This window comes from Nocardia sp. NPDC050710, from assembly GCF_040654375.1.
Taxonomy (GTDB): domain Bacteria; phylum Actinomycetota; class Actinomycetes; order Mycobacteriales; family Mycobacteriaceae; genus Nocardia.
This window is the reverse complement of record NZ_JBFAHV010000041.1, coordinates 23500-48097: the sequence shown is the minus strand read 5'-3', so window position 1 is coordinate 48097 and position 24598 is coordinate 23500. Positions and strand designations below refer to the sequence as shown.

Genomic DNA, 24598 nt, shown 5'->3' with positions numbered 1-24598 from the left:
CATCACCTCCGCGGCGCACTTCCTCCAGGAGGACAAGGGCGAAGAACTCGCCGCAGTTGTCGTCGACTTCGTCCGCGCGACCGCGCGATAGGTTCCGCCGTCCTGCCACCACTGGACAATCACAGAAACTCCACACTTTGGATCAATTCGTCCATGTTCACCTGGATTCGGCGGCATTTCTCCGTGGAAAAAATATGCATTGACCAGGTGCTGGTACCTGCAACGAACGTTTTGTGGGGTATCCAACACCGTCCACGATGACCTGTCGAGAGGTGGCAAGCGTGCCGGTTCAACACAGGAAATTCCTATCCCGCAGATCCCACACCGCAAGGTCATACCTTTGAGTGAAACAGTGCTTTTTGCCAGCGAGTTCCTGCGCAGCCCGCTCCAGACGGCTTCCCTGATACCGAGTTCGGCCCGCCTGGTCGAGCGGCTCATCGCCGCCGTGCCGGAGCGGGGCGAGCCCGTGGTGGTGGAACTCGGTCCGGGCACCGGACCCGCCACCGCGGCGATCCAACGCAAACTCTCAGGCCGGGGCCGCCACATCGCGATCGAACTGAACGGGCGACTGGCTGCGCATTTGGTTCAGCGCTTTCCCCGCGCCGAGATTGTCACCGACTCCGCCTGGGAACTACCCCGCATCCTCGCTGATCGGGGTCTGCGCACAGCGGACGTCGTAGTGAGCAGCCTCCCTTGGCCGGCATTCACCGGCCCACATGGCCACACGCTCATCGCGAAAATCGCCTCGATTCTGCCCGAGAGCGGTGTGTACACCCAGTTCACCTACACGTTCACCCGCTGGGCCCCGCCGAGCCGTCACCAGCTCGCGCAGCTGCGCGGGGCATTCGAAGAAGTGGTCGCGAGCAGGACGGTGTACCGCAACCTGCCTCCCGCGTTGGTGTATTCCGCTCGCAGGCCGCGTGTTTCTGCCGGTGGTCAACCTCTTTCGTCGGCAGTTCCCGCCGCGAATTGAACCGGCAGAAAGCGAATTACCGTCAGCGGGACGAATTCGGTGTACGGCTTTGGCGTCGAGCATTCATTCGCAGCACCGCCCGACTGTGCACTGATGATCGGTACTAGTTCACGCGCGCGGCGACCAGGGTGGGGTAGTCGCGCAGGTCGATATCGTTGCTGGCCTTGTCGGCGTACTTCAGCATCAGATTCCACATCCGCGATCCGAGGAACCAGTTGCGCATCCTGATGCCGCGCGCGGTCCTCGGGGCCAGGAAGCGCCCAGCGTTGCTATTGCCCGCGATCTTGGCGTAGTCACGCATCATCCGGTCGTAGTTGGCGAAGGCCACGGTGTGGTCGCCGTCGTGCAGCGCGAGTTCACCCGCGAGGACATAGGCCCCGACGACCGCGAGCCCGGTTCCGAAGCCGCCCAGGGTGTTTCCGTATCCGGAGTCGCCGACCAGGGCGACCCGGCCCTTGGTGTACCCCGCCTTCCCCATCTGCACCAGGCTGATCGAGTCGAGGTAGAAATCGTCGAACTCCGGCATCTCGGCGAGCATGCGCGGCACCTCCCAGCCCAGTCCCGCGTAGGCTTCGGCGACGATGCGCCGCTGGGCCGCAACGTCATCCCGGGCGTAGTCCAGCTCCGGCGCGGTGAACATATAGAGCTGCTGTGCCTTCGAGCCGCCGCTGACCGCCAGCCTGCCGGGCGCGTTGTAGCCGTAGGCGGTCGCCCGCTCGCGGGGGCCGGTGCCCGCAGTGCTCCACGGGCTGGCCCCCGCGACGCAGTAGTAATGGCCGAGGTTCTCGACGAACTCCTGCTCCGGTCCGAACGCCAGGCGCCGCACCCGGGAGTGGATTCCGTCCGCGCCGAAGACCAGGTCGAAGGTCCGCGGTGCGCCGTGCTCGAATTCGACCGATACGCCGTCCTCGGTTTCGGTGAGCGCGCTGATGGAGTCGCCGAAAATGTACTCGCACTCGTCGCGCGTCCTCTCGTACATGATCTCCGACAGATCGCCGCGCAGGATTTCCACATCGCCGCCGGTGAAGTCGCCGGACATGAACGCCAGCCGCGCGCCGTTCTCGTCCACGAAGACGGTGTCGGTGGTGCCGGTGCGCCGCTCGTGGATCTGGTCCCAGATGCCCATCCGTTCCAGCACGGTCCGATGGGTGGCGCCCTTGAAGTCGACGGCCTGACCACCGCTCCGCAGCGCGGGGGAGCGCTCGATCACGGTGACGGTGAATCCGTAGCGGTCGAGCCAGTAGGCCAGGGCCGGGCCCGCGATGCTGGCGCCGGAGATGAGGACGGTCTTGGTGCGCATGGTGTCTCCCGATGTCGTATCTGCGTCCGATGGAATCTGTTTCCGTTGGACACGAATTAGAGTATGGTAGACACAGTTTGGAAGTCAAGTCGTTGTGCGGAAGGATTTCGGTCATGCCATCACCGACCACCGTCGAACTGCTGTGGGGCATCCAGCAGCGCCCGAAGCGCGGTCCCAAGCCCGCGCTGTCGCTGGAGGGAATCGTCGGCGAAGCCATCGCGCTGGCCGACGCCGAAGGGCTGGCCAACCTGTCCATGCAGCGGTTGGCCGAGCGGCTCGGCTTCACCAAGATGTCGCTGTACCGCTATGTGCCCGGCAAGGAGCAGCTCACCGCGTTGATGCTGGACGCCGCAATCGGCGAGCCACCGGATATCACCGCGACACAGGGCGATTCGGCGGAGCGGGGTTGGCGACACGGCCTGCGCCGGTGGGCCGAGGAGATCTTCGATCGGTACCGCGCACACCCCTGGGCAATCGAACTCATCGTCGGGGTGCGGCCCATCGGTCCTAACGAGATGGCCTGGTTGGAGGCGGCCCTCACCGCGCTCAGCGGGACCGGATTGCGAGGCGGCCAGCGGCTCGACACCATCGTCCTGCTCAACGGACACGTCCGCAGCCTGGCCCAGCAACTACGCGGCTGGGACGACGGCGTGATGGACGAGCAGATCGCCGGTCAGCTCGCCGACATGATGACCGCCGCGGGCGACCGCTACCCCGAGGTGCGCGCGGCATTCGCCGAGCAGGCCGCCGACGGGGACGACAACGCCGCCCTCCGGTTCGGCATCGACCGCATCCTCGATGGCGTGAGCGCCCTGGTCGCCGGTGGCGACGGGTCCGATTCGCGCGCCCGCGATCACTGATCCGCCGAACTCGGGCCCCGTGGCGCGGCGGTTCGGCCTACAGTCGGATCATGTCCGATGAACCGGAGCTGAAGCAGGAGCCGATCACCACGGTGCGGGAGTTCTTCTCCGCACTCGAGCTCGGCGCCGTCGACGAGGCGCTGGAACTGCTGGACCCCGACATCGTCTGGAAGAACACCTCGCTGCCCGACGTGCGCGGCATTCGGCGCGTCGGCGGGATGCTGCGCGGTCTGAACAGGGATCAGTTCGGCTTCGGCCTCGATATGCACCACATCGCCGCCGACGGTGACATCGTGCTCACCGACCGCACCGATTACCTGCGCGTCGGTCCGGTGCGGATCGGGTTCTGGGTAACCGGCACCTTTGAGCTGCGCGACGGCCGAATCGTGCTGTGGCACGACCACTTCTCGTGGGAGAACTTCTTGCGCGGCGTCGCGGTCGGACTCTGGCGCGCGGTCTTCTCGCGCCGCTGATCGACCGCGGGTCCACCTCGCGGCGAAGACCTTTCGCCCCCGCGTACGGTTAGGAGCGCTCGTTCAGGTACTGGAGGTAGAACGGGCGCAGCACCTCGGCGATATCGCCGTCCCCGGCGTGGAAGTAGTCGTCGATCATCGGCACCACCCACTTGATGTCGGCCTCGCTCTCCCCGAGATTGCCCGCCGCCGCCTCGGCGGCCGGGATCGAGGTGAGCAGTCGCCACAGGAATTTCACGTCGCCGTGGCGTACGGCCAGCTTCACCGCCCGGTCGTGCAATTCCTTGGACGACAGCTTCTCGAGTTCCTCGTTACCGGCCATGTCTTCGACTCTAACGGGCCTTGATGACCTGCGGTGACGAGTTGTGCGGTGACGCGCGTTAACGGGATCTTCATCGACGCGCCTACCGCTCCGGGAGCGGAGACCGGGTGGTCTTCGGTAGCGTCGGAGATGCGGGCCGCGTCGTTGTGGTTCGTACGGGAGGTCCTGGCCGTGACTGAGCTATTCAGCGCGAGGGGGCCGGCACCCGGCCCTCGTGGCTTCTGACTTACGTCGGATCCATCAGGACGGACCGGTCCAGCGAGATCGTCCGCGCGGGTGCCGCACGGACACATTAGGAGCCCACCGTGACTGCTGCACGCTCCGTTTCCGCTCCCTCGGCCTCTCGGAACACCGGGAAAACAGCCGCTGTCTCCTCGGACAAGAAGGGGGCCCGCTCCTCGCACTCCCGTAATTCCGGTGCCAAGACCTATGTCATCGACACCTCGGTCCTGCTTTCCGATCCCTGGGCGTTCACCCGGTTCGGCGAACACGACGTCGTGCTACCGCTGGTCGTCATCAGCGAACTCGAAGGCAAGCGGCACCATCACGAACTGGGCTGGTTCGCGCGGGAGGCCCTACGCAACCTGGATGATCTACGCCTGCAGTACGGCAGGCTGGATCAGCAGGTGCCGATCGGCACCGAGGGCGGAACGCTGCAGGTGGAACTCAATCACACCGACCCCGCGGTCCTTCCGGTCGGCTTCCGCACCGACACCAACGACTCCCGCATCCTGGCCTGTGCCCTGAATCTCGCGGCGGAGGGCCGCGAAGTCGTCCTGGTGTCGAAAGATATTCCGTTGCGCGTCAAGGCGAGTGCCGTCGGTTTGCACGCCGATGAGTACCACGCCCAGGATGTGGTGACCTCCGGCTGGGCCGGGATGATCGAAATCGACGTGGCCACCGCGCAGATCGATCAGATCTACTCCGAATCGGTGATCGATCTGGACGAGGCCCGGGAACTGCCGTGCCACACCGGAATCCGTCTGCTCGGTACCAGTTCGAGCGCGCTCGGCCGGGTCACCCCGGACAAGCGGGTGCAACTGGTGCGGGAGCGGGAGGCGTTCGGTTTGCACGGCCGCTCCGCCGAACAGCGCATCGCGCTGGATCTGTTGCTGGACGAGAGCATCGGCATCGTCTCGCTGGGCGGTAAGGCGGGCACCGGAAAGTCCGCACTCGCGCTCACCGCGGGTCTGGAGGCGGTGCTGGAGCGCCGCACCCAGCGCAAGGTGGTGGTCTTCCGTCCGCTCTACGCGGTCGGCGGCCAGGACCTGGGCTACCTGCCGGGTAGCGAGAGCGAGAAGATGGGGCCGTGGGCTCAGGCGGTCTTCGACACCCTGGACGGGCTGGCCTCCGCCGAGGTGCTCGAGGAGGTGCTCAGCCGCGACATGCTGGAAGTGCTGCCGCTCACCCACATTCGCGGTCGCTCACTGCACGACTCCTTCGTGATCGTCGACGAGGCGCAGTCGCTGGAACGCAATGTGCTGCTCACGGTGCTCAGCAGACTGGGCACCGGATCGAGGGTGGTGCTCACCCACGATGTGGCTCAGCGCGACAATCTGCGGGTCGGCAGGCACGACGGTGTCGCGGCGGTGATCGAAAAGCTCAAGGGGCACCCGCTTTTCGCGCACGTCACGCTCACCCGCAGTGAACGGTCACCGATCGCCGCCTTGGTGACCGAGATGCTGGAGGAGTATGGCCCGAACGCCTGATCTGGCAAACCCATAGGGTGTGTTTCACTTCACACTTCGATGGGTAATATCCGCTCGATACCTGTTCGGCAACGACCCGGCGAGTCTCTTTCGATTCGCCGGGTCGTTGCTGAACGTCGGCCCAGGCTATGCGGCGCACCGGGTTCGGGGCGTTCGATAGCCACTTTCGAGAGGATGGAAATGCACCACTTCGCTCGACGAACGGCTGGATACCCGGTGGCCCTCGCAGCCGCGGCACTGCTGGTGGCGGCAGGCTGTGGCAGCGGCGACGCCAAGGACACGGCGACCGACGCGAAGGACACGATGACGTCGATGATGGCGACCACCACGACCATGCCGACCTACAGTGCGGGGCATACCACCGCTGCCTCCGGGGCCGCGGAGGAAACCAAGATCGCGACCCAGGGCGGGGACGAGGTCGCCGTGTCGGGCGCCATCTTCGACAAATACGTGAAATCGGGTGGCCAGACCGGCCCGCTCGGCGTCCCGGAGGAGGCCCAGGAAAGCGGCCCCGACGGCGGCGTCTACCAGGACTTCGTAGGTGGCACCATCTATCAGGCCAAGGACGGCGCCCCGTACATCGTGTGGGGTGAGATCCGCGAGGCGTGGGAGGCCGCCGGTGGCGCCACCGGCAGCCTCGGCTACCCGACCAGTGACGAGAAGGACATCCCGGGCGGTAAGCAGAGCGATTTCACCGGCGGCACCATCACGTGGGTCGACGGCCAGATCACCGTCACCGAGAAGTAGGCTGGTGCGGCGTCCGGGGCCGGGCATCGCGCGGTTTCGGACGCCGGTCCGATTTTCTCCTCCCCTTCTCACTCGTAGATCCCCGCGCGACGGGCTCAGCAGCTAGGTTGTGACAGTGCAAAATCTCTTGACCGACCGTGAGCTGCTCGAAGCGCTCGCGGATGAGGTGGAACTGAATCTGCGTCGCCACATCGAGGTCGCCGATGGCTGGCAGCCGCACGACTACGTGCCATGGGACGACGGCCGCAACTTCGGCTTCCTCGGCGGGACCGATTGGGAGCCGGGTCAATCCGAGCTCAGCGAGCTCGCCGAGCTGGCCTTGACCGTCAGCGTCCTCGTCGCGGACAACCTGCCCTCGTACCACCGGGAGGTCGGCAAGTACCTGCGGACCGGCTCGTGGTGGCGCTGGGTCGGCCGGTGGACCGCCGAAGAGAACCGGCACGAGATCATGATCCGCAACTACCTCATGGTCACCCGGTCGGTGGATCCGGTGCAGTTGGAGCGGCTGCGCATGGACCATATGACCAAGGGTTTCCGCAGGCCCGCGCTGCACCTGCTCGACGTGCTCGCGACCTGCGCCTTCGAAGAGGCGGCCGCCGCGATCCGGCATCGCAACACCGCCGCGCTCGGGGAGAACAAGATCGTCACCATGATGGCCGAGCGCATCGCCGCCGATGACGAATTGCAGTCGATATTCTTCGCCGACCTGGTCGCCGCCGCATTCGCGATCGCACCGGATCAGACGATGCGTGCCATCGCCGACAGCGTGGCCGCCTTCCACGTGCCCTCGGTGACCCTGCCGGACGGGCGCAGCAGTGACGAGCTGCTCGCCGAGGCGGGCATCTACGATCCCGCCAAGGAGGGCGAGCTGGTCTTCGGCCCGCTGCTACAGCGGTGGAACGTTTTCGGGCGGACCGACCTCGGTGAAGCGGGCGAGGCGGCCCGCGCCGAGCTCGCGCACCTGCGCGGCTGAATACTGTCCGGTCGGTGCGCGGATGTGCGCATCGACCGGATTCCCGACTCGCGCCGCCGAATCGGTGGCGCACTACTCGGCCGGTCTGGTCGAGGCAGCGAGGTGCGCTCGCCGCGCGATCTACTGCTGGTCTCGAAGCTTGGCCATGGACAGCACATCCAGGCGCCGGTCGAGTTCCTCCAGGCTGAGTCCGTCGCCGATGAGTCCGCGATCGATCACCGTCTGGCGAATCGTCTTCTTCTCCCGCAGTGCCTCCTTGGCCACCGCGGCCGCCTCTTCGTACCCGATCGCGGAATTCAGCGGGGTGACGATGGACGGCGAGGATTCGGCAAGGGTCCGCAGATGCTCCTCGTTCGCCACCAGACCGCGAACGCATTTGTCGGCGAACAGCCGGGAGACATTGGCGAGCAGCCGGATCGATTCCAGCAGATTGCGCGCCATGACCGGGATGTAGACGTTCAACTCGAAGGCGCCGCCGGCGCCCGCGAACGCGACGGTCGCGTCATTGCCGATCACCTGTGCGGCGACCTGCGTAACCGCCTCGGGCAGTACCGGATTCACCTTGCCGGGCATGATCGAGCTGCCGGGCTGCAGATCGGGCAGCCGTAACTCGCCGAGACCGGTGAGCGGGCCCGAACCCATCCAGCGAATGTCGTTGGCGATTTTGGTGAGGCTCACCGCGATGGTGCGCAGCGCGCCGGACGCCTCCACCAGACCGTCCCGGGCGGCCTGCGCCTCGAAATGATCCTGGGCCTCCGACAGTGCATCGATATCGGTCGAGCGCACCAGCTCGGCGACGACCTTCGCGCCGAAACCATCGGGTGCGTTGAGTCCGGTGCCCACCGCGGTACCGCCTATGGGCAGCTCGCCGAGCCTGGGCAGGACGGCCATCGCGCGGTCGATGCTCGCGGCGATCTGCCGGGTGTAGCCGCCGAATTCCTGGCCGAGGGTGACCGGCACCGCGTCCATCAGGTGGGTGCGCCCGGACTTCACCACGGTGCGCCACTCGTCGGATTTGTCCAGCAGCGCCAGCCGCAGATGTTCCAGTGCCGGGACCAGGTCCTTGATGACGGCCTCGGTCGCGGCCAGATGGGTGGCGGTGGGGAAGGTGTCGTTGGAGGACTGCGACATATTCACGTCGTCGTTCGGGTGCACGTCGACGCCATCGGCCTTGGCGATCGACGCGATGACCTCGTTGGCGTTCATATTGGAACTGGTGCCCGAGCCGGTCTGGAAGACATCGATCGGGAACTGGTCGTCGTGTTTGCCCTCGGCGATCTCGTTCGCGGCGGCGATGATGGCGTCGGCCTTGATGGGATCCAGCAGCCCGAGATCCCGATTCACCTTCGCGCAGGCGGCCTTCAGCAGTCCGAGCGCCCGAATCTGCGCCCGCTCCAGGCCACGCCCGCTGATCGGGAAGTTCTCCACGGCCCGCTGCGTCTGCGCGCGCCACAGGGCGTGCACCGGAACTCGTACCTCGCCCATGGTGTCGTGTTCGATTCGGTACTGCGTCTGCTCGGTCATGGATCCGAGCCTATGCCGCGGTCGATCGCATGTGGGCTGCCACGCCTGAGGTCCTTCGCACACCCCGCCCGTGGAATAAGCGACCGGTGCGGCGGCCGCTCTGTTCAGCGGGTCCCGCCGCATGCCGTCGGTCGGAGTGGCGGGTGTGGATCAGGACGAGAAGAGCATCTTGCCGAAGGACTTGTGCTTGTGATGTCCGTGGCCGTGCCCGTAGTGCGGGGCCGGAGCGCCCCAGGCCGGGGCGGGTGCCGCGGGCGGCGGCGGTGGGGAGGCGTACCCGGATTCGAGCCGGGTCAGATTCTCGAGCTCACCGTAGTCCAGGAAGATCCCCCGGCAGTTACCGCACTGCTCGATGTGTACCCCGCTGCGGTTGTAGGTCTGCATCAATCCACGACATTTCGGACACTGCATTCCGGCCACGCTACCCGCATTCGTGCACGCATGGCGATGTCATGATGTGGCGTCGGCATCAGCTATTCGACGGCACGCGTCCACCAAAGCCGCATCCAGTTCATCGGATTCGCCATCGGCCTTCGCCACCGCCAGCGCCGCGGCCTGTACGGCCACTGCGCGGGCGGGCAGCTCCAAGGTGGCCCACTCGTTGCCCTCGATCGGCACCGCCGTGCCGCCCGATGCCCGATACGATCCCAGAAATCGTTGCCATACAACAGGATCGAGAATGCCTGCGGCATAGAAGGCGGCCGGTCGCGCGAGATCCCATGCCGGTTCACCCAGCCCGAGATCATCGATATCGACCAGCCGCCAAGGGCTTTCGGATTCATCGACGAGTCGAACCAATTGGCCGAGATGGAAGTCGCCGTGGACCAGCCCGCGCCGCTGGGCGGCCAACTCGGGCAGACCAGCGAATGCTCGGCATACCGTAGCGGCCGCACTCGCGTCGACGCCATCGCCCGCCGCCCGCAGACGCGCGAGCGCCCGGTACACCCGGGCGGGCCCACCCGCATCGGGTATCGGGTACCGGGCGACGGCGCCGTCGGCTGCCGAGTGACGGTCGGCATCGGCGGTGTATTCGGCCGGGTGTGCGGGATCGGCGACCGGGTCGTGGGATGCGGACAGGTCGGATACCGGTGTCGCGTGCAGTCGTGCGAGCAGGGTCGCGGCCTGCTCCCACGGGGCGGCATCGGGATCGTCCGGGTCGACGGGTACGCCGTACGGCCACACCGTGATCAGGCGTCCGCCGTGCCGGACCACCGGTTGTCCGCCGACCGCTATCGGTGCGAGCAGGATGTCGGCCAGGGCCGGGGCGCTCGCCACGCGCAAACGGGCCACCAGTCGCGCGACGTCGGTATCGGCCGGATGCGCCTTGACCACGATGCCACCGAGGCGCAGCACGATGACATCGGCGCGGTCCACGAGCAGGTGCGGCGCGCCGGTGCCGCCGGCCAGCTCCGCGACCTCGATCAGCGCTGCGACCACCGGCCCCGGCTCGCCCTTCGCCCCCATCACCACATTCCCCATCGCCCGAGTTGTGTCGCCGCCGCGCGGTTACTCGGACCGTAGTCGGCGGATATCGCATTCGCACGAAAAAGACGCGCAGCCAATGGCATACGCGTCTTCTCCGGATTCGTCGTCGGCGAGCTTCCCTGCGGTGATCACGCACGAACCGCACCGGGCTCACCGGTCGATCAGGGCAGGGGCGGGACCGCGTGCTCGTCGCCGATGAAGTCGACGGAGGAGTACTCGCGGAGTTTGGTGAGGCGGTGGTAGGCGTCGATCATGCGGACGGTGCCGGACTTGGAGCGCATGACGATCGAATGGGTGGAGGCGCCGCCACCGTAGTAGCGGACACCGCGTAGTAGGTCGCCGTCGGTGATACCGGTCGCGCAGAAGAAGACGTTCTCGCCCGCCACCAGGTCCTCGGTGGTGAGCACGCGGTCCAGGTCGTGACCCGCGTCGATGGCCTTCTGGCGCTCCTCGTCGTCCTTCGGGGCCAGCATGCCCTGCAACTCGCCACCCATACAGCGCATGGCGGCCGCGGCGATGATGCCCTCGGGGGTGCCGCCGATGCCGACCAGGATGTCGGTGCCGGAATCGGGGCGGGCCGCGGCGATGGCGCCGGCCACGTCGCCGTCGGAGATCAGCCGGATCCGGGCGCCCGCGTCGCGCACCTGCTGGATCAGCTCGGCGTGTCGGGGGCGATCCAGGATGCAGACGGTCAGATCGGACTTCGACAGCTTCTTGGCCTTCGCGACCCGGGCGATGTTCTCACCGATCGGTGCGGAGATATCGATCACATCGGCGGCGTCGGGGCCGACCGCGATCTTGTGCATGTAGAAGACCGCGGACGGGTCGAACATCGCACCGCGCTCGGCGACGGCGAGCACCGCGATGGCGCCGGGCGAACCCTTCGACATCAACGTGGTGCCGTCGATCGGATCGACCGCGAAGTCCAGCTCGGGGCCGGTGCCGTCGCCGACGAGCTCGCCGTTGTACAGCATGGGCGCTTCGTCCTTCTCGCCCTCGCCGATCACCACGATGCCGCGCATCGAAACCGAGTTGACCAGCTGCCGCATCGCGTCGACGGCGGCACCGTCGCCACCCTCCTTGTCACCGCGGCCGACCCAGCGGCCCGCTGCCATCGCGCCCGCCTCGGTCACCCGGACCAGTTCGAGCGCAAGGTTGCGGTCCGGGGCCTCGCGGCGGCTGGGTGCGGGCGAAGATGCCGTCATGGCGTGATGCCTCCCTCGGGTAGTGCGTACCGGACGATTGTCTCATTCCCTGCTCGACGGACTTCGCACCATATGGTCGAGGCACCGGGGGTGCACGCGGGACCGGCCTCCGGTCGAGTGGATACTGGGAGCGTGTCCTACCAAAAGCCACGCATCCTCCACGACTACAAGGATCTGTTCTTCTCGTTGATCCCGTTGGTGCTGATCGCCGTGGTTTTCGCCGGTCTGGCCAGCCAGTGCAGCTTCAGTGCGAAGGGCCCGACCGAGGGGCAGATCCCGAAGTTCGACGTTGCCGCGGCGCTCACCGCCGACGCCCGCACGCTGCCGTTCCCGATCCGGAATCCGGTCCTTCCCGAGCAGTGGCGGCCGAACTCCGGCAGTCGCAACACCATTACCGCTGCCGGCGGCGGGCCGGTCAGCACCGTGGGGTACATCACCGCGCAGGGCACCTACATGCAGCTGACCCAGAGCAGCGCCACCGACGAGGCGCTCGCGCGGTTCGTTCTCGGCTCCCGATACGCCACCGGTACCGAGCAGATCGGCGACCAGAAGTGGACGGTTTTCACCGAGCCGACCGAGGAAACCGCCTGGATCGCCGATTTCGGGCAGTCGCGGGTTCTGATCAAGGGCGCGGGGGATCAGGCCGCGTTCACCACGCTGGCGCAGGCCGTCACCATCGCGCAGCCACTGTCGCGCTGAGTTCTCGCGCTGACGCCGACCGCCGTATTTCGCGCGCTCCGAGTAGTCGGGTCGGCGGTGGCTGTCGTCAGCGATGGCTGACGACATTGACGATGGTGCCACTGGGATCGCGGACGAAGAAGCGCCGCACACCCCATGGCTCGTCGCGCAGTGCGTAGACGATGTCGGCGCCCGCGGCGACCAGATCCGCGTGTACGGCGTCGACATCGTCCACCTCGACGCTCATATCCGGCTGCGGGTGTTCGGCGTCGGGACCGACCAGCAGGACCTGGGTGGTCGGGTTGGACGGGGAGGCCATCGTCACCGCCCAGCCGAGGTCCATCGCCTCGGTGAAACCCAGCAGCTTGTAGAAGTCGCGGCTGCGCTCCATATCGTCGGTGCGGATATCCGGGGTCGCGCGACGAATGGTCATTGCCTCTCCTCTGGGTTGCCGTCACTCCGCCCGGTCCGGAGACCGGCGTGTCACGCCTCTTCTTCGGCCTCGGAGCGGGATATCGCATCCTCCACGCGCCTGCGAGCGCCCGCCAGATGCTGCTCGCAGCGACTGGCCAGCGCCTCGCCACGTTCCCACAGCGCCAGTGAATCGTCGAGATCCATGCCGCCCTGTTCCAACATTTTCACGACATTGACCAGTTCGTCGCGGGCGCGTTCGTAGCCGAAGGTTTCGATCTCGGCCAGTTCGCTCTCGGTACGGCTCCCCGCATCCTTGCCGGACTCGGTCAACGTCGGTTCCTCCCTGTCTCGGAATCGTGCTCGCCCGGCCCGGTGCCGGAATCCGCCGTGGTCACAATGCTCTTCCCGAGTGATTGGGCGCCGAGCGCGGCCGCGCTGACGGCGCCGTCGGCGACCCGGATGCGCAGCTGGCTGCCCGCGGGCGCGTCCTCGATGCTGCGCACCACATGGCGTTCCCGGCCGGTCACCCGCTGGACGACAGCGTAGCCACGCGACAGTGTGGCGGCCGGGCCCACCGCGGTGAGTTTCTCGCGCAGATGCCTGGTGGCCGTGGATTCGGTGCGCAGCAGGTGATCGGCGCAACGGCGCGCCGAGGTACGTAACCGCTCGACTTCCTCTGTGCGCCGGTCGATTTCGCGCAGCGGATCGGCGAGCACCGGACGCGAACGCAGCTGTGCCAGCGCCCTGGTTTCGCGTTCCACCCAGCCGCGCAATGCGGCGGCTGCGCGGTCTCGCATATCGCGGATGCCCGCGAGTTCGGCCGCGGCGTCGGGCACGATCCGCTTCGCGGCGTCGGTGGGGGTGGCCGCGCGCAGGTCCGCGACCAGATCGCTGAGCGGGTTGTCGGGTTCGTGGCCGATGGCACTGACGATCGGGGTGGTGGCGGCCACGATGGCGCGGCACAGCGCCTCATCGGAGAAGGGAAGCAGATCCTCGACGCTGCCGCCGCCGCGGGCCAGCACGATGACGTCGACGGCCGGGTCGCGGTCGAGGGCAGCCAGGGCCTCCAACATCTGCGGTACCGCGGTAGGGCCCTGTACCGCAGTGTTTCGGACCTCGAAACGTACTGCGGGCCAACGATTCCGGGCCACGGTCAAGACATCGCGTTCGGCGGCGCTGGCCCGGCCGGTAATGAGCCCGACCGTCTCGGGCAGGAAGGGAATCGGCCGCTTCAGCCGCGGATCGAACAATCCCTCGGCGGCGAGCAGCGCCTTCAAACGTTCGATGCGGGCCAGCAGTTCACCGATGCCGACCGGGCGAATCTCGATGACGCGCAAGGAGATCGTGCCGCGGCCGACGAAGAACGAGAGTTTGCCGTAGACCACGACCCGGCTGCCCTCCTGTAGGGGAACCGGCGATGCGCGGATCAGATCGGGGTCGCAGGTCACCGACAGCGACATGTCGGCGGACGGGTCGCGCAGCACCAGGAACGCGGTGCGGGTGCCGGGGCGCAGGTTGATCTGAGTGATCTGGCCCTCCACCCAGATACTGCCGAGGCGGTCGATCCACTGGGCGACCTTGAGCGCGACCGAGCGCACCGGCCAGGGCTGTTCGGCGGAGTTGGCGGGTGCCGCAGCGGCCGGCGCCGTGGCGCCGCGCTGCACCGGCGTGCCGTCCTGTGTCATACCGCCAGATATACGCGCCGGGTCCGACAGACGCGCATCGGGTTGGCCGGTGCGACCCGGCCAACCGTCGACGATGACGTCAGGACTCGGATCACTGGGCCCGCACGGTGGCGATCCGGTTCGTCAACATGGTGACGAACGGCGCCCTGGCACGGGTCTGCTGCTCGTAATCGAGCAGTGCGGTGAGATCCTCGACGGTCAGCATGCGCAGGCGGGCGCGCAGCTGGGCCAGGGTCATATTCGCGTAGTCGTAGCGGATCGCCACCTCGGGCTCGACGATCTCCGGCTCGGCGGCGGCGACCGGCTCGGGTTCCGGTTCCGCCTCGGGCTGCGGCTCGGTGATCTCCGGCACAGTGATGGTTTGCACCGCGGTGGCGTGGCCGTTGGTCTCACCGGCCCTGGTCGTGGTGTCGTCGGTGGTGTACAGGTCGAAGCGGCTGCTGCGGGCGGGGGCCGCGGAGCCGGTGCCGGAGGTTTGCTCGTCCTCGAGATCCTCGTCGAAGGTGGCCCACTCCGGCTGCTCTTCGGAGGTGCTGCCCAGACGGTCGAAAACGGCGTCGCCCTTGAGCGCGAGGCTGGTGACGAACTGCTGGATATGCATCGTCGTCTGTAACAGCTGACTGATCGCGGTGATCGGGAAATTCATTGCGGCGGTGGGAAGCCGACGGGTCTCTTCGAGTGCGTATACGGCGGCGCCCGCGGCGACCCGCGCCAGGAAGGGTGGTCGAAGCATGGTCCTAGCCTGCCCGATACGCCGTGTTATGCAAAGGGTAGGTGTCACAGACAGATTCTCGCGTGTCTATCCGCCGGGGCGGGGACCGCATCGCGCAAGTAAGCTGTCGGCATGTCTTCGGCCATCCCCTTGAACGTCGGAATCGCGCGCTCGGCGGGTTCCGGAACCTCCGATGCCGACGGTGGAAAGCGCGTCCTACTCGCGGAGCCGCGCGGCTACTGCGCGGGCGTGGACCGTGCCGTGGAGACGGTGGAGAAGACGCTGGAGAAGCACGGCGCCCCCATTTACGTCCGCAAGGAGATCGTGCACAACCGGCACGTGGTGGAGACCCTGCGCGAGCGCGGTGTGATCTTCGTCGACGAGACCGATCAGGTGCCCGATGGTCAGGTCGTGGTGTTCTCCGCGCACGGCGTCTCGCCTGCCGTGCACGAGTCGGCGGCGGCCAGGAACCTGCACACCATCGACGCGACCTGCCCACTGGTGACCAAGGTGCATCAGGAGGCCAAGCGCTTCGCCCGCGACGATTTCGACATCCTGCTCATCGGCCACGAGGGCCACGAGGAGGTCGAGGGCACCGCCGGCGAGGCGCCCGAACACGTGCAGCTGGTGGACGGGCCGGATTCGGTCGACAAGGTGACCGTGCGCGATGAGAACAAGGTGATCTGGCTCTCGCAGACCACGCTCAGCGTGGACGAGACGATGGAGACGGTGCAGCGGCTGCGCGAGCGGTTCCCGCTGCTGCAGGATCCGCCCAGCGATGACATCTGCTACGCCACCCAGAACCGTCAGGTCGCGGTGAAGGCCATGGCGCCGGAGTGCGATCTGGTGATCGTGGTCGGTTCGCGCAATTCCTCGAATTCGGTGCGGCTGGTCGAGGTCGCGCTCGGCGCGGGCGCCAAGGCCGCGTACCTGGTCGATTACGCCCGTGAAGTGGATCAGGCCTGGCTCGAAGGTGTGCGCACTGTCGGCATCACCTCCGGCGCGTCGGTGCCGGAGATCCTGGTGCGCGGCGTTCTCGACATGCTCGAGGAGCACGGGTTCGCCGATGTCCAGCCGGTCACGACCGCGAACGAGACCCTGGTCTTCGCCCTGCCGCGCGAACTGCGCACCACCCGGCGGTAGCGCCGCCGGTCATCGATCGCGCCGAGGGCTTCCGCGTGGCGGGATTCGCGCCTCGGCTCGTCGAGCGGGATGTCCGGAGCGCTCTCGGCTAGAGACTCTCGGGCTTGCGGCGCTCGGTGTGCTGTGAATCGCGCTCTCGGTAGCGCACGTTCGGGCGCGGATGCGGCGGTACCTCGCCGCGGCCGCGGCCCGCGCGCGGCGGCTCCGCCTCGGAGCGCGGCATGGCGGCGGTGGGGCGGGCCACCCGTCCGGCAGCCGGCCTACCCTCGGCCGGACGGCCCTTGGTGGCGACCCGCGGGGGCGTATCCGCCACCTCACCGGCCGGGCGCCTGCCCGGGCGCGGGGGTTCGTACTTGTCGGTCTTCTGATCGGATAGATCCACCAGCGGTTCGGGTTTGCGCCGGGCGCGGCGCTTGGTGGCGTCGGCCAGCGTGCCGTTCGCGTCCTTGGCCTGTCGGGTGCGTCCGGTCGCATTGCTGCGACCCCAACTCGAACCGCGGCGGCCCTCGTCGGCGCGTTCGGTGGCTTCGTCGCGTCGATCGAGGAAGATTCGGAGCCCGCCGATCGCCAGCACCAGCACTGTGGCCAGGATCATGGTGGGGAAGCGGTTCACCAACGGGATGGCCAGATTCAGCAGGATGTCCTTGAGTCCGGTCGAGGCCCGGCCGGTCAGCTGCTGATAGGACAGCGGGACGGCGATGAAAAGCAGCAGTGGCGGCAGCACCATCGTGGTGAAGAGCCCGCGGTGGCGAACAGCCAGCACCGCCGCCACACAGCCCGCGACATACAGCGCGGCGAATGTGCCGGTCAGTTCCCCGCCCTCGCCCTTGGCATCGATCAAGAACCCCAGAAATGTGCTGGCAACCGCAATCAGGATCGCCGCCCCGGCCGGGATACCCGACACCGACGGCAGGATCGAACGTTGCGGCGCGGGCACCCGGGATCGCACACGTTGGGAAGCAGCCACGTTATGAACACTAACTGTCGTCGCGCCGGGGGGTGTTACGGCACGGCCACCGGGGCTCGGACGAGCGACGCATGCGACGAGCGACACATGTGCGGCTCGGCATTCGAGCCGACCGGATTCCGGTGGTCGGCAACCAGACGCTCGGGTTAATCGTCGGCGTCGGCGAAACCCACCGCCCGCGGCCAGGAATCCACTCGCTCGATGGCGGGTACCTGCTGTTCGGCTACCTCCAGGTCGTGCAGCTTGCGGGCGGTGACCATGACCCGGGACTCCACCGAGGCCACCGTGTAATTGAAGGCGTCGACCGCCTTGCCGAGCTGTGCGCCGAGGCGATCCAGATGCCTGCCGGTCATACCGAGCCGGGCGTAAAGCTCCCTTCCCAATTGCTGAATCGTTGCCATATCGCGGGACATGGCCTCCTGCCGCCAGCTGAACGCCACCGTGCGCAGCAATGCGATCAGGGTCGTCGGGGTGGCGAGAATCACATTGCGGCCGAATGCGTACTCCAGCAGCCCGGAATCGGTGGTGAGCGCGGCATCGAGGAACGGGTCGCCCGGTACGAACAGCACCACGAACTCCGGCGCGGGATCGAAGGCGGCCCAGTATGCCTTGTCGGCGAGCTGGTCGATATGGGCGCGCAGATGTTTGGCGTGCCGGATCAGTAAGTCGGCGCGCACATCCGGATCGTCGGCGGTGCTGGCATCGAGGTAGGCGGTGAACGGCACCTTGGCATCGACGACGATATGTCTGCCGCCCGCCAGGCGCACCACCAGATCCGGGCGGACGGTGCCGGTACGGTCGGCATTGCCGTCGCCGCGGGCGGCGCGGCTGACCTGGGTGTCGAAATCGCAGTGTCGCGTCATACCCGCCAGCTCCACCACCCGCTCCAATTGGATTTCACCCCAGCGGCCGCGTACCTGCGGCGCCCGCAGCGCCGCCACCAGCTGGCCGGTCTGGCTGGAGAGTTGATGCGAGGTGCGCTGCATGCCCGCGACCTGTTCGCGCAGTCCGGAATAGGCATTGATGCGATGGTGCTCGACCTGCTGGATGTGCTGATTCAGCGCGCCGACCGCCTCTCGCAGTGGTTCCACCATGGCGCCGATGGCATGTGAATGCCTGCGTGCCGCATCCTCGTTCGCCGCGGTGAGCGACTGGCGTAGCAGCCGTTCGTTATCGGTGGACGCCGCGAGTCTCGCCTCCGCCGCGGTGGCGCGGTGGCCCGCGCGCGCGGCGTGGCCGAGCCAGCCGAGCCCCATCCCGGCGGCGAATACCAGCATCAGTGCGACGAGCATCGGTGCGGTCATAGCGCAGATAGTGCCGTACGTCACCGACGAACTCGCCGAGCTACCGGACAGCAGCGCGTCGGCAAACCCGGGTGGTTCGGAGAACCGGTGCCGCGGTGCGACACCGGTGAACACGCCGGGCCGAGTCCGGCAAATCCGACACGGCGGGTCAGACAATTGAATTCTGTCGGTGGGTACGCCTACGGTTTCGGCCCATGCGGATGCTGCACACCTCGGACTGGCATATCGGGCGCACCTTCCACGGCGTCGATCTGCTCTCCGATCAGGAGCATGCGCTGACCGTCATCGCGGAGTTGGTGGCCGCCGAATCGATCGATGTCGTAGTGCTGCCCGGCGACGTATACGACCGGTCGATCCCGAGCTCCGACGCTATCGCGGTGTGTAACCGCGGATTCGAGGCCATCCGGGCCGCGGGCGCGCAGATCGTCGCCACCTCGGGCAATCACGATTCGCCCGCCCGGCTCGGCGCGGGCGCCAGCTTCGCCGCCGCGGGCGGGCTGCATCTGCGCACCACGGTGGCGCAGGCCGATCGGCCGGTGGTGCTCTCCGACGCGCACGGCGAGGTCGCCTTCTATGGCATCCCGTATCTCGAACCGGAGATCACCCGCGCCGAACTCGGTGTGCCGCAGGCACGTTCGCACGCCGACATTCTGGACGCGGCGATGAGCCGGATCCGGGCCGATATCGCGCGGCGCGGCGACACCCGCACGGTGGTGCTGGCGCACGCCTTCGTGGTCGGCGGTGAGGCGACCGGATCGGAGCGGTCCATCTCCGTCGGCGGAGTCGAGACGGTGCCGCTGTCGGCCTTCGAGGGCATCGACTACGTCGCCCTCGGCCACCTGCATTCGCCGCAGACGCTGTCGGCGTCGGTGCGCTATTCGGGCTCGCCGCTGCCGTATTCGTTCGCGGAGAGTTCACATCGCAAAGCGGTATGGATCATCGATCTGGATGCGTCCGGGCTGCATTCGGTCGAGCGTCGCGACCTCCCGCTGGTGCGGGGACTGAGCAGGCTGACCGGCACCCTGGACGAACTCCTCGGCGATCCGGCCCACGCCGGCGCGCAGGAGCATTACGTATCCGCGGTTCTGACCGACACCGCCCGCCCGGTCGACGCGCTGCGCACCTTGCGCGGGCGCTTCCCGCACGCGGTGCACGTGGAATGGTCGCGCCCCGACGGCAACCCCGAGCTGCGCTACCGTGAACGGGTGCACGGTCGCCGCGATACCGAAGTAGCGCAGAGCTTCCTCACCGATGTGCGCGGTGTGCCCAGTGACGGTGAAATGGTCTGGCTGGAGCGGGCGCTCGCCGCCGCGGTGGCGGAGCCGGATCGGGTGGACGCCGCGGTGACAGCGGTTACCGGGGAACTGTCGGCATGAACATCGCACGAGCTGAGCGGACCGATCCGGTCGCGCGGATGATCCCGGGCGGGTCATCGAGTGAGGCCGGTGCATGAGACTGCACCGGCTGGAGATGACCGCGTTCGGCCCGTTCGCCGAGACCACCGTCATCGACTTCGACGCGCTCGGCGCCGACGGATTGTTCCTCCTGCACGGGCAGACCGGTGCGGGTAAGACCACCGTGCTGGATGCGATCGCCTTCGCGCTGTACGGCCGGGTGCCGGGCGCGCGCGGCGAGAGTAAACGGCTGCACTCCGATCACGCCCCCGAGCAGACGCCGCCGCAGGTGGTGCTGGAGGCGACCATCGGCGGACGCCGGTTGCGGCTCACCAGGATTCCCGAATTCGAGCGGCCCAAGCTCCGCGGCACCGGTATGCGCACCGATCCGGCCAAGGCCACGTTGACCTGGTTGGACGGGCGTGGGGAACACCTGTCCCGGATCCCGGATATCGGGGACGAGATCATCCGGCTGCTCGGCATGAGCGCCGATCAGTTCTTCCAGGTGGTGCTGCTACCGCAGGGCGACTTCGCGCGGTTTCTGCGTGCCGACAACGAAGATCGCGAGAAACTGCTCGAAAAGCTCTTCGACACCGAACGATTCGGCACCGCTGAGCAATGGCTCGCGGATAAGCGCCGCGCCTCGGATGCCGATATGAAGCTACGGACCGAGGCCATCCACCGGTTGATCGACAATGTCGCCATGGCGGCCGGGCGCAATGTCACCGAGGCGGTCGAGCTGCCGGACGCGGTGAACTGGTCACAGGATCTGCTCGCCACCGCGCGCGCCGAGCTGACGACCTCCACGGCCGAAGCCGAACGCCGCCAACAGGAATCGACGCGCGTGCGGGCCCACGCCGAGGAGCAGCGCCGATTGACGGAGCTGCGCCGCCGCATGGCATCCGCCCGACAGCAACTCGACGACTACACCGCGGCGGCGGGCCATCGCGCCGCGCTACAGGCCGAGCTGGAACTCGCCCATCGCGCCCAACCGGTCGCGGAGGCGATCGACGAGGCGCGCGCGGCGGTCATGACGAGCAGGCGACTGCACAATGACATGCGCGGCGCCTCAGCGAAATTGGCGGCCCAGCTCGTCGATCCGGCGGCGGCCGATATCGGTGGCGTGGCATTGGTCTCCTTCGAATGCGACGAGACCGTTACCTCGGCCGGGAGCGCGGGGACGGCCGCCATATCGCCCGGTGCCGTAGGGCAGCGTGGGGCGGAGCGATCCGCGCTCGAGGTGCGTCCCGTCGGCGACGAGCACTCGGGCGCACGGGCCGAAGCTGATTCGAGGCAGTCCACGGCCGGGCAGTCGGGTGCCTCGAATATCGGCACGCCGATGATTCGCGAGGACGCGGATCTGGATGGGGCGATCCAGCGGTGGAGCGCGCAGATCGGGGCATTGGAAGAGGTTCGGGCCGATGCGGCGACCGCGGACCGGCTCGATGCCGAGTTGGCCGCGCTGCGGGCCGAGGACGCCGCGCTGACCGGAACCGTCGGCACGTTGACTCGGCGGCGCGCGGAACTGCCCGCCACGATCGACTCCGTCGACACGCGGTTGCGTGAGGCCACTGCCGCCGCGGCGACCTTGCCGACGCTCACCGCCGAATGCGAGCGGCTGCAGACCGCTGCCGCCGCCGCGGTCGAATTGGCCACGCGCCGAAATAATCTGGATCGCGCCAAGATCGACTTCGAAACCGCCCGGGCCGCTCACAACGACGCAAAGGAACAGGTACTCGAGCTGCGCGAGCGCAGGCTGGCCGGAATGGCGGCCGAACTGGCCGGTCAGCTGAGCGACGGTCAACCGTGCACGGTATGCGGATCCGCCGACCATCCCGATCCGGCCCGCCCGACCGCACACGCGGTATCGAAGGACGCCGAGGACGCGGCCGTCGCCGCCGAACGTGCCGCGGAGGACGCGCGAGATCGCGTGCTGGCCCGAATCGCCGGACTGGAACGGGAGATCGAGGCGCTCATCGCCCGCGGCGGCGATGCCGACCGCGTCGAACTCGCCGCCGCCCTGCGCGCCGCCACCGACCGCTATCAGGACGCCGCCGAAATCTCCGAACTGGCCGAAGGATTCACCGCCGAGCTGAACCGTCTGCGTGCCGATGAAACCCGCTTGCACGACGAACTGCGCGCCGCCGACACCCGCCGCAGCACCGTCACCACCCACATCGCCACCGCCACCGTCCGTCTCGACGAGCTCACCGCCCGCCTGCGCGCCGCCGCGGGCGCCGATGAAACCATCGACCGCCGCCGGACCCGTCTCAACGCCCTCGTGACCGGAGCCACCACGCTGCGCGATGCGCGCGCCGCGGCCGCCGCGGCTCGAGACCAGGTCACCGTCATCGCGGACCGCGTCGAAAATCTCGCTCGCACAGCGGGTTTCCAGATCGACGCGGTTGACGCGCCGGTTCCGGGCGACGCTGCCTCGCCCGGGCATACCTCGGCCGCGCCGGTGGTCGAGGTACCACCGCGCGACGACGTCGCGATGCTCACCGCGTATGCGAAGGTTGTCACCGCAGCGTCGCGAACTCCGCAGCGCCAGAACGAGATCGACGCGGAATTGGTGGCCGCCGATCGGGTTCGCGCGCATGCGGAGGCGGTACTCGCCGAGCCCGCGATCCAGGCGGCCGCATCGAGCGAACCGGGTGATCTGGCCGAGTCGGAACGCCTGGTCACGGCGGCGCAGACCGCGCTGAACGCCGCCGTCGCCGCCCATGCCGAGGCGACCCGCCGGGTGAATCTGCTGGAGGATCTGGGCGGCCAACTCTGGGCCGCGCTGGATCGCATCGCCCCGCTGCGGCGCGCCCACGCCGAACTCGCCGCCCTCGCCGATGTCGTCGCCGGGCGCGGCGAGAACAACCGGCGCATGTCGCTGCGTTCCTATGTGCTGGCCGCCCGCCTCGAAGAGGTGGCGTTGGCCGGATCCGTTCGTCTGCGCCGAATGTCCGGCGGCCGTTACGAATTCGTGCACTCCGACAAGGCGGGCCCGCGCGGTCGCCGCGGTGGCCTCGGCCTCGACATCCGCGACGACTACACCGGCGCGATCCGGCCCGCCAAAACCCTCTCCGGCGGCGAAACCTTCATGGCCTCACTGTCTTTGGCGCTCGGCTTGGCCGATACGGTCGCCGCGGAATCCGGCGGCCTCGTCCTGGACACCCTCTTCATCGACGAGGGTTTCGGCGGCCTCGACGCCGACACCCTCGACGCCGTCATGGGCGTCCTCGACGAACTCCGCGCGGGCGGCCGCGTCGTAGGCGTGGTCAGCCACGTAGACGAAATGCGCCAGCGCATCCCCTGCCGCCTGCACGTCATCCGCGGCCGCACCGGCTCCCACCTCGAAACCACCGTCGCCTGAACTTGCCGGACGTACGGCCGGGATGGCGTGCAGTGGCCGATGATCGCATTCGCCCGATGCTAGCGACGATCGTCTGCGTCCCCGGTGTGGTGCGGTCCGGCCGTCAACTTCTATGAGGCCGTGCGCTATCGCGGACGTCATTCGCCGGTCTCGATCTCGAACTCCCCGCGTCGATGCGCGCGGTCATACGGGTCGTACAGCGAATCGTCCACGAACTGGTCGGCGTCCTCCTTCGGATTCCCGATGTCCGACAACAGGCCGAGGAACGCGGCGATGACCTCGTCGCGCGGAACCGCGGTGCGTCGGGTGACGGACATAGTTCGAAACTAGCTGGTCAGCGCCCAGGGTGCTACGAATTTTGTACATCCGCGCTACGGGGTGTCGAGGTGTGATTCGAGGTCTATGACTCGTGGCTCAGCAGCCAGCGCTTGACGTCGAGGCCCCAGCGGAAGCCGCCGAGGGCGCCGCCGATGCGCAGGACGCGATGGCAGGGAACGAAGAGGGCGGCGGCGTTGCGGGCGCAGGCGTTGGCGGCGGCGCGGGTGGCATTGGGGCGGCCGGAGATGGCGGCGAATTCGGTGTAGGTGATGGGGTCGCCCGCGGGGACCTTGCGCAGGACTTCCCAGGCGTGCAACAGGAATTCGCCGGAGTGCTGGTGGACCGGGACGGCGTCGATGGCGGTCAGATCACCGCGGTGATAGTCGATGATGGCGGTGCTGATCGCGCCGAGCGAATCCCGTTGGCGCAGTTCGGCCGGGCGCAGCCGCGGGTGGATCAGCTGGCGCAGGTTCTCGGCGTCGTCGGTCCAGCCCGAGGCCAGCACGGTGCCGTCCGCATCGGCGAGGGCGGTGAACGGCCCGATGGGCGTGTCGACGATGGTGAAGTCCGCGGTGCTCATGCTGTGTGCTCGCTTTCTGTGCGGCGCTGGGTTTGGTGCTGGGTTTCGGTCGTGCGCTGGGTTTTTGGTGCTGGTACAGGGTTTTCCGGCTGATGTTGGGCTTCGGGGCTTGCGTCGGGGTTTTCCAGCTTGCGCTGAGCTCTGGTGCTGGCGCTCGGCTTTCGGTCTTGCGCCCGGCTTTTCGTGCTTGAGCTGGGTCGTTGTACGACGCCGCCGAGTCGATCTCTTGCGCTATTTGCGAGTGGTGTTGCGACGGAACCCGACCCACGCGATGGTGTGTCGAATTATCCGACGGTGTCGAGTCTTCTACCGCGGGGACTCCCGCTGATCGTGATGCCTGCTGCGGGTTCGTCCAACCGGTCGGTGGCGAATTGCCCGACGGTGTCGAGTCTTCTGCTGCCGGGACCCCCGCTGATCGTGATGCTCGCGGTGCGTCCGTCCAACTGGCTGGCCAATCCCTTCGGGTAA

The 24598-nt window shown here is 67.8% G+C and carries 25 protein-coding genes; 11 read left to right on the top strand and 14 right to left on the bottom strand.

Annotated features, from left to right (window positions below; genetic code table 11):
* Positions 1 to 199: 199 nt before the first annotated feature.
* A complete protein-coding gene (locus tag AB0H61_RS37905) occupies positions 200 to 973 on the top strand; it encodes a hypothetical protein (RefSeq protein ID WP_357313516.1) in 774 nt (257 codons plus the stop codon).
* A 103-nt stretch (positions 974 to 1076) separates the two neighbouring features.
* Here the strand turns inward: AB0H61_RS37905 and AB0H61_RS37900 are convergent, their stop codons facing one another.
* On the bottom strand, positions 1077 to 2273 hold the full coding sequence (locus AB0H61_RS37900; protein WP_357313515.1) for an FAD-dependent monooxygenase: 1197 nt from the start codon (positions 2271 to 2273) through the stop codon (positions 1077 to 1079).
* 113 nt (positions 2274 to 2386) lie between these two features.
* On the opposite strand from AB0H61_RS37900, the gene AB0H61_RS37895 reads away from it, so the two are divergent.
* Positions 2387 to 3133 carry a TetR/AcrR family transcriptional regulator gene (locus AB0H61_RS37895; RefSeq protein ID WP_357313513.1) on the top strand — a complete coding sequence of 249 codons (747 nt, stop codon included), beginning with the start codon at positions 2387 to 2389 and terminating at the stop codon, positions 3131 to 3133.
* 50 nt (positions 3134 to 3183) lie between these two features.
* Positions 3184 to 3606, top strand: coding sequence for a limonene-1,2-epoxide hydrolase family protein (locus AB0H61_RS37890; protein ID WP_357313511.1), 423 nt, complete (start codon positions 3184 to 3186; stop codon positions 3604 to 3606).
* 49 nt (positions 3607 to 3655) lie between these two features.
* Here the strand turns inward: AB0H61_RS37890 and AB0H61_RS37885 are convergent, their stop codons facing one another.
* Positions 3656 to 3928: a hypothetical protein gene (locus tag AB0H61_RS37885; protein WP_357313509.1), complete on the bottom strand. Its 273-nt coding sequence runs from the start codon at positions 3926 to 3928 to the stop codon at positions 3656 to 3658.
* A gap of 434 nt (positions 3929 to 4362) precedes the next feature.
* Between AB0H61_RS37885 and AB0H61_RS37880 the strand changes: the two genes are divergently transcribed.
* From AB0H61_RS37880 to AB0H61_RS37870, 3 genes are all read left to right on the top strand, one after another.
* Positions 4363 to 5637 carry a PhoH family protein gene (locus AB0H61_RS37880; RefSeq protein WP_357313524.1) on the top strand — a complete coding sequence of 425 codons (1275 nt, stop codon included), beginning with the start codon at positions 4363 to 4365 and terminating at the stop codon, positions 5635 to 5637.
* Between the two features lie 216 nt (positions 5638 to 5853).
* Entirely contained in the window at positions 5854 to 6384 is a 531-nt protein-coding gene (locus tag AB0H61_RS37875) for an esterase (protein ID WP_357313507.1), read from the top strand.
* Positions 6385 to 6499: 115 nt separating this feature from the next.
* Positions 6500 to 7357, top strand: coding sequence for an acyl-ACP desaturase (locus AB0H61_RS37870; RefSeq protein ID WP_357313504.1), 858 nt, complete (start codon positions 6500 to 6502; stop codon positions 7355 to 7357).
* 120 nt (positions 7358 to 7477) lie between these two features.
* On the opposite strand, the gene AB0H61_RS37865 is transcribed toward AB0H61_RS37870, so the two are convergent.
* From AB0H61_RS37865 to glpX, 4 genes are all read right to left on the bottom strand, one after another.
* Positions 7478 to 8881 (bottom strand): class II fumarate hydratase, encoded by a 1404-nt coding sequence (locus tag AB0H61_RS37865; protein ID WP_357313501.1) that lies wholly within the window; start codon positions 8879 to 8881, stop codon positions 7478 to 7480.
* A 150-nt stretch (positions 8882 to 9031) separates the two neighbouring features.
* A complete protein-coding gene (locus tag AB0H61_RS37860; RefSeq protein WP_357313498.1) occupies positions 9032 to 9292 on the bottom strand; it encodes a zf-TFIIB domain-containing protein in 261 nt (86 codons plus the stop codon).
* Positions 9293 to 9331: 39 nt separating this feature from the next.
* The gene (locus AB0H61_RS37855; protein ID WP_357313496.1) at positions 9332 to 10360 is read right to left on the bottom strand and encodes a phosphotransferase; all 1029 of its coding nucleotides are present in this window, start codon (positions 10358 to 10360) and stop codon (positions 9332 to 9334) included.
* Positions 10361 to 10527: 167 nt separating this feature from the next.
* Complete coding sequence (gene glpX, locus AB0H61_RS37850; RefSeq protein WP_357313493.1) at positions 10528 to 11571, bottom strand: class II fructose-bisphosphatase; 1044 nt, start codon at positions 11569 to 11571, stop codon at positions 10528 to 10530.
* A gap of 132 nt (positions 11572 to 11703) precedes the next feature.
* Between glpX and AB0H61_RS37845 the strand changes: the two genes are divergently transcribed.
* Positions 11704 to 12270 (top strand): DUF4245 domain-containing protein, encoded by a 567-nt coding sequence (locus AB0H61_RS37845; protein ID WP_357313490.1) that lies wholly within the window; start codon positions 11704 to 11706, stop codon positions 12268 to 12270.
* 67 nt (positions 12271 to 12337) lie between these two features.
* On the opposite strand, the gene AB0H61_RS37840 is transcribed toward AB0H61_RS37845, so the two are convergent.
* From AB0H61_RS37840 to AB0H61_RS37825, 4 genes are all read right to left on the bottom strand, one after another.
* Positions 12338 to 12682 carry a VOC family protein gene (locus AB0H61_RS37840; RefSeq protein WP_357313488.1) on the bottom strand — a complete coding sequence of 115 codons (345 nt, stop codon included), beginning with the start codon at positions 12680 to 12682 and terminating at the stop codon, positions 12338 to 12340.
* A 50-nt stretch (positions 12683 to 12732) separates the two neighbouring features.
* Positions 12733 to 12993, bottom strand: coding sequence for an exodeoxyribonuclease VII small subunit (locus tag AB0H61_RS37835; protein WP_357313485.1), 261 nt, complete (start codon positions 12991 to 12993; stop codon positions 12733 to 12735).
* Positions 12990 to 14348 carry an exodeoxyribonuclease VII large subunit gene (xseA, locus tag AB0H61_RS37830; protein ID WP_357313483.1) on the bottom strand — a complete coding sequence of 453 codons (1359 nt, stop codon included), beginning with the start codon at positions 14346 to 14348 and terminating at the stop codon, positions 12990 to 12992. The genes AB0H61_RS37835 and xseA overlap by 4 nt, the downstream gene beginning before the upstream one ends.
* A 91-nt stretch (positions 14349 to 14439) precedes the next feature.
* A complete protein-coding gene (locus AB0H61_RS37825) occupies positions 14440 to 15081 on the bottom strand; it encodes a lipid droplet-associated protein (protein WP_357313481.1) in 642 nt (213 codons plus the stop codon).
* A 111-nt stretch (positions 15082 to 15192) separates the two neighbouring features.
* Between AB0H61_RS37825 and AB0H61_RS37820 the strand changes: the two genes are divergently transcribed.
* Positions 15193 to 16203, top strand: coding sequence for a 4-hydroxy-3-methylbut-2-enyl diphosphate reductase (locus tag AB0H61_RS37820; RefSeq protein WP_357313479.1), 1011 nt, complete (start codon positions 15193 to 15195; stop codon positions 16201 to 16203).
* Between the two features lie 88 nt (positions 16204 to 16291).
* Here AB0H61_RS37820 and AB0H61_RS37815 read toward each other — a convergent pair whose 3' ends face one another.
* Positions 16292 to 17170, bottom strand: coding sequence for a DUF6542 domain-containing protein (locus AB0H61_RS37815; protein ID WP_357313476.1), 879 nt, complete (start codon positions 17168 to 17170; stop codon positions 16292 to 16294).
* Between the two features lie 146 nt (positions 17171 to 17316).
* Positions 17317 to 18474: a DNA recombination protein RmuC gene (locus tag AB0H61_RS37810; RefSeq protein WP_357313474.1), complete on the bottom strand. Its 1158-nt coding sequence runs from the start codon at positions 18472 to 18474 to the stop codon at positions 17317 to 17319.
* Positions 18475 to 18668: 194 nt separating this feature from the next.
* Here AB0H61_RS37810 and AB0H61_RS37805 point away from each other — a divergent pair, with 194 nt between their 5' ends.
* Complete coding sequence (locus tag AB0H61_RS37805) at positions 18669 to 19850, top strand: exonuclease SbcCD subunit D (protein WP_357313471.1); 1182 nt, start codon at positions 18669 to 18671, stop codon at positions 19848 to 19850.
* Between the two features lie 73 nt (positions 19851 to 19923).
* Positions 19924 to 23232: an AAA family ATPase gene (locus AB0H61_RS37800; RefSeq protein WP_357313467.1), complete on the top strand. Its 3309-nt coding sequence runs from the start codon at positions 19924 to 19926 to the stop codon at positions 23230 to 23232.
* A gap of 137 nt (positions 23233 to 23369) precedes the next feature.
* Here AB0H61_RS37800 and AB0H61_RS37795 read toward each other — a convergent pair whose 3' ends face one another.
* On the bottom strand, positions 23370 to 23549 hold the full coding sequence (locus AB0H61_RS37795; RefSeq protein WP_357313465.1) for a hypothetical protein: 180 nt from the start codon (positions 23547 to 23549) through the stop codon (positions 23370 to 23372).
* 83 nt (positions 23550 to 23632) lie between these two features.
* Complete coding sequence (locus AB0H61_RS37790; RefSeq protein WP_357313462.1) at positions 23633 to 24130, bottom strand: methylated-DNA--[protein]-cysteine S-methyltransferase; 498 nt, start codon at positions 24128 to 24130, stop codon at positions 23633 to 23635.
* 294 nt (positions 24131 to 24424) lie between these two features.
* Here AB0H61_RS37790 and AB0H61_RS37785 point away from each other — a divergent pair, with 294 nt between their 5' ends.
* Positions 24425 to 24598, top strand: a complete 174-nt coding sequence (locus AB0H61_RS37785) for a hypothetical protein (RefSeq protein WP_357313459.1) — start codon at positions 24425 to 24427, stop codon at positions 24596 to 24598.

Bases quoted from the DNA above. Each gene is read 5' to 3' on its own strand.
- AB0H61_RS37900 (WP_357313515.1), bottom strand. From the start codon at position 2,273: ATGCGCACCAAGACCGTCCTCATCTCCGGCGCCAGCATCGCGGGCCCG.
- AB0H61_RS37895 (WP_357313513.1), top strand. From the start codon at position 2,387: ATGCCATCACCGACCACCGTCGAACTGCTGTGGGGCATCCAGCAGCGC.
- AB0H61_RS37890 (WP_357313511.1), top strand. From the start codon at position 3,184: ATGTCCGATGAACCGGAGCTGAAGCAGGAGCCGATCACCACGGTGCGG.
- AB0H61_RS37885 (WP_357313509.1), bottom strand. From the start codon at position 3,928: ATGGCCGGTAACGAGGAACTCGAGAAGCTGTCGTCCAAGGAATTGCAC.
- AB0H61_RS37865 (WP_357313501.1), bottom strand. From the start codon at position 8,881: ATGACCGAGCAGACGCAGTACCGAATCGAACACGACACCATGGGCGAG.
- AB0H61_RS37860 (WP_357313498.1), bottom strand. From the start codon at position 9,292: ATGCAGTGTCCGAAATGTCGTGGATTGATGCAGACCTACAACCGCAGC.
- AB0H61_RS37855 (WP_357313496.1), bottom strand. From the start codon at position 10,360: ATGGGGAATGTGGTGATGGGGGCGAAGGGCGAGCCGGGGCCGGTGGTC.
- glpX (WP_357313493.1), bottom strand. From the start codon at position 11,571: ATGACGGCATCTTCGCCCGCACCCAGCCGCCGCGAGGCCCCGGACCGC.
- AB0H61_RS37840 (WP_357313488.1), bottom strand. From the start codon at position 12,682: ATGACCATTCGTCGCGCGACCCCGGATATCCGCACCGACGATATGGAG.
- xseA (WP_357313483.1), bottom strand. From the start codon at position 14,348: ATGACACAGGACGGCACGCCGGTGCAGCGCGGCGCCACGGCGCCGGCC.
- AB0H61_RS37825 (WP_357313481.1), bottom strand. From the start codon at position 15,081: ATGCTTCGACCACCCTTCCTGGCGCGGGTCGCCGCGGGCGCCGCCGTA.
- AB0H61_RS37820 (WP_357313479.1), top strand. From the start codon at position 15,193: ATGTCTTCGGCCATCCCCTTGAACGTCGGAATCGCGCGCTCGGCGGGT.
- AB0H61_RS37810 (WP_357313474.1), bottom strand. From the start codon at position 18,474: ATGACCGCACCGATGCTCGTCGCACTGATGCTGGTATTCGCCGCCGGG.
- AB0H61_RS37805 (WP_357313471.1), top strand. From the start codon at position 18,669: ATGCGGATGCTGCACACCTCGGACTGGCATATCGGGCGCACCTTCCAC.
- AB0H61_RS37800 (WP_357313467.1), top strand. From the start codon at position 19,924: ATGAGACTGCACCGGCTGGAGATGACCGCGTTCGGCCCGTTCGCCGAG.
- AB0H61_RS37795 (WP_357313465.1), bottom strand. From the start codon at position 23,549: ATGTCCGTCACCCGACGCACCGCGGTTCCGCGCGACGAGGTCATCGCC.
- AB0H61_RS37790 (WP_357313462.1), bottom strand. From the start codon at position 24,130: ATGAGCACCGCGGACTTCACCATCGTCGACACGCCCATCGGGCCGTTC.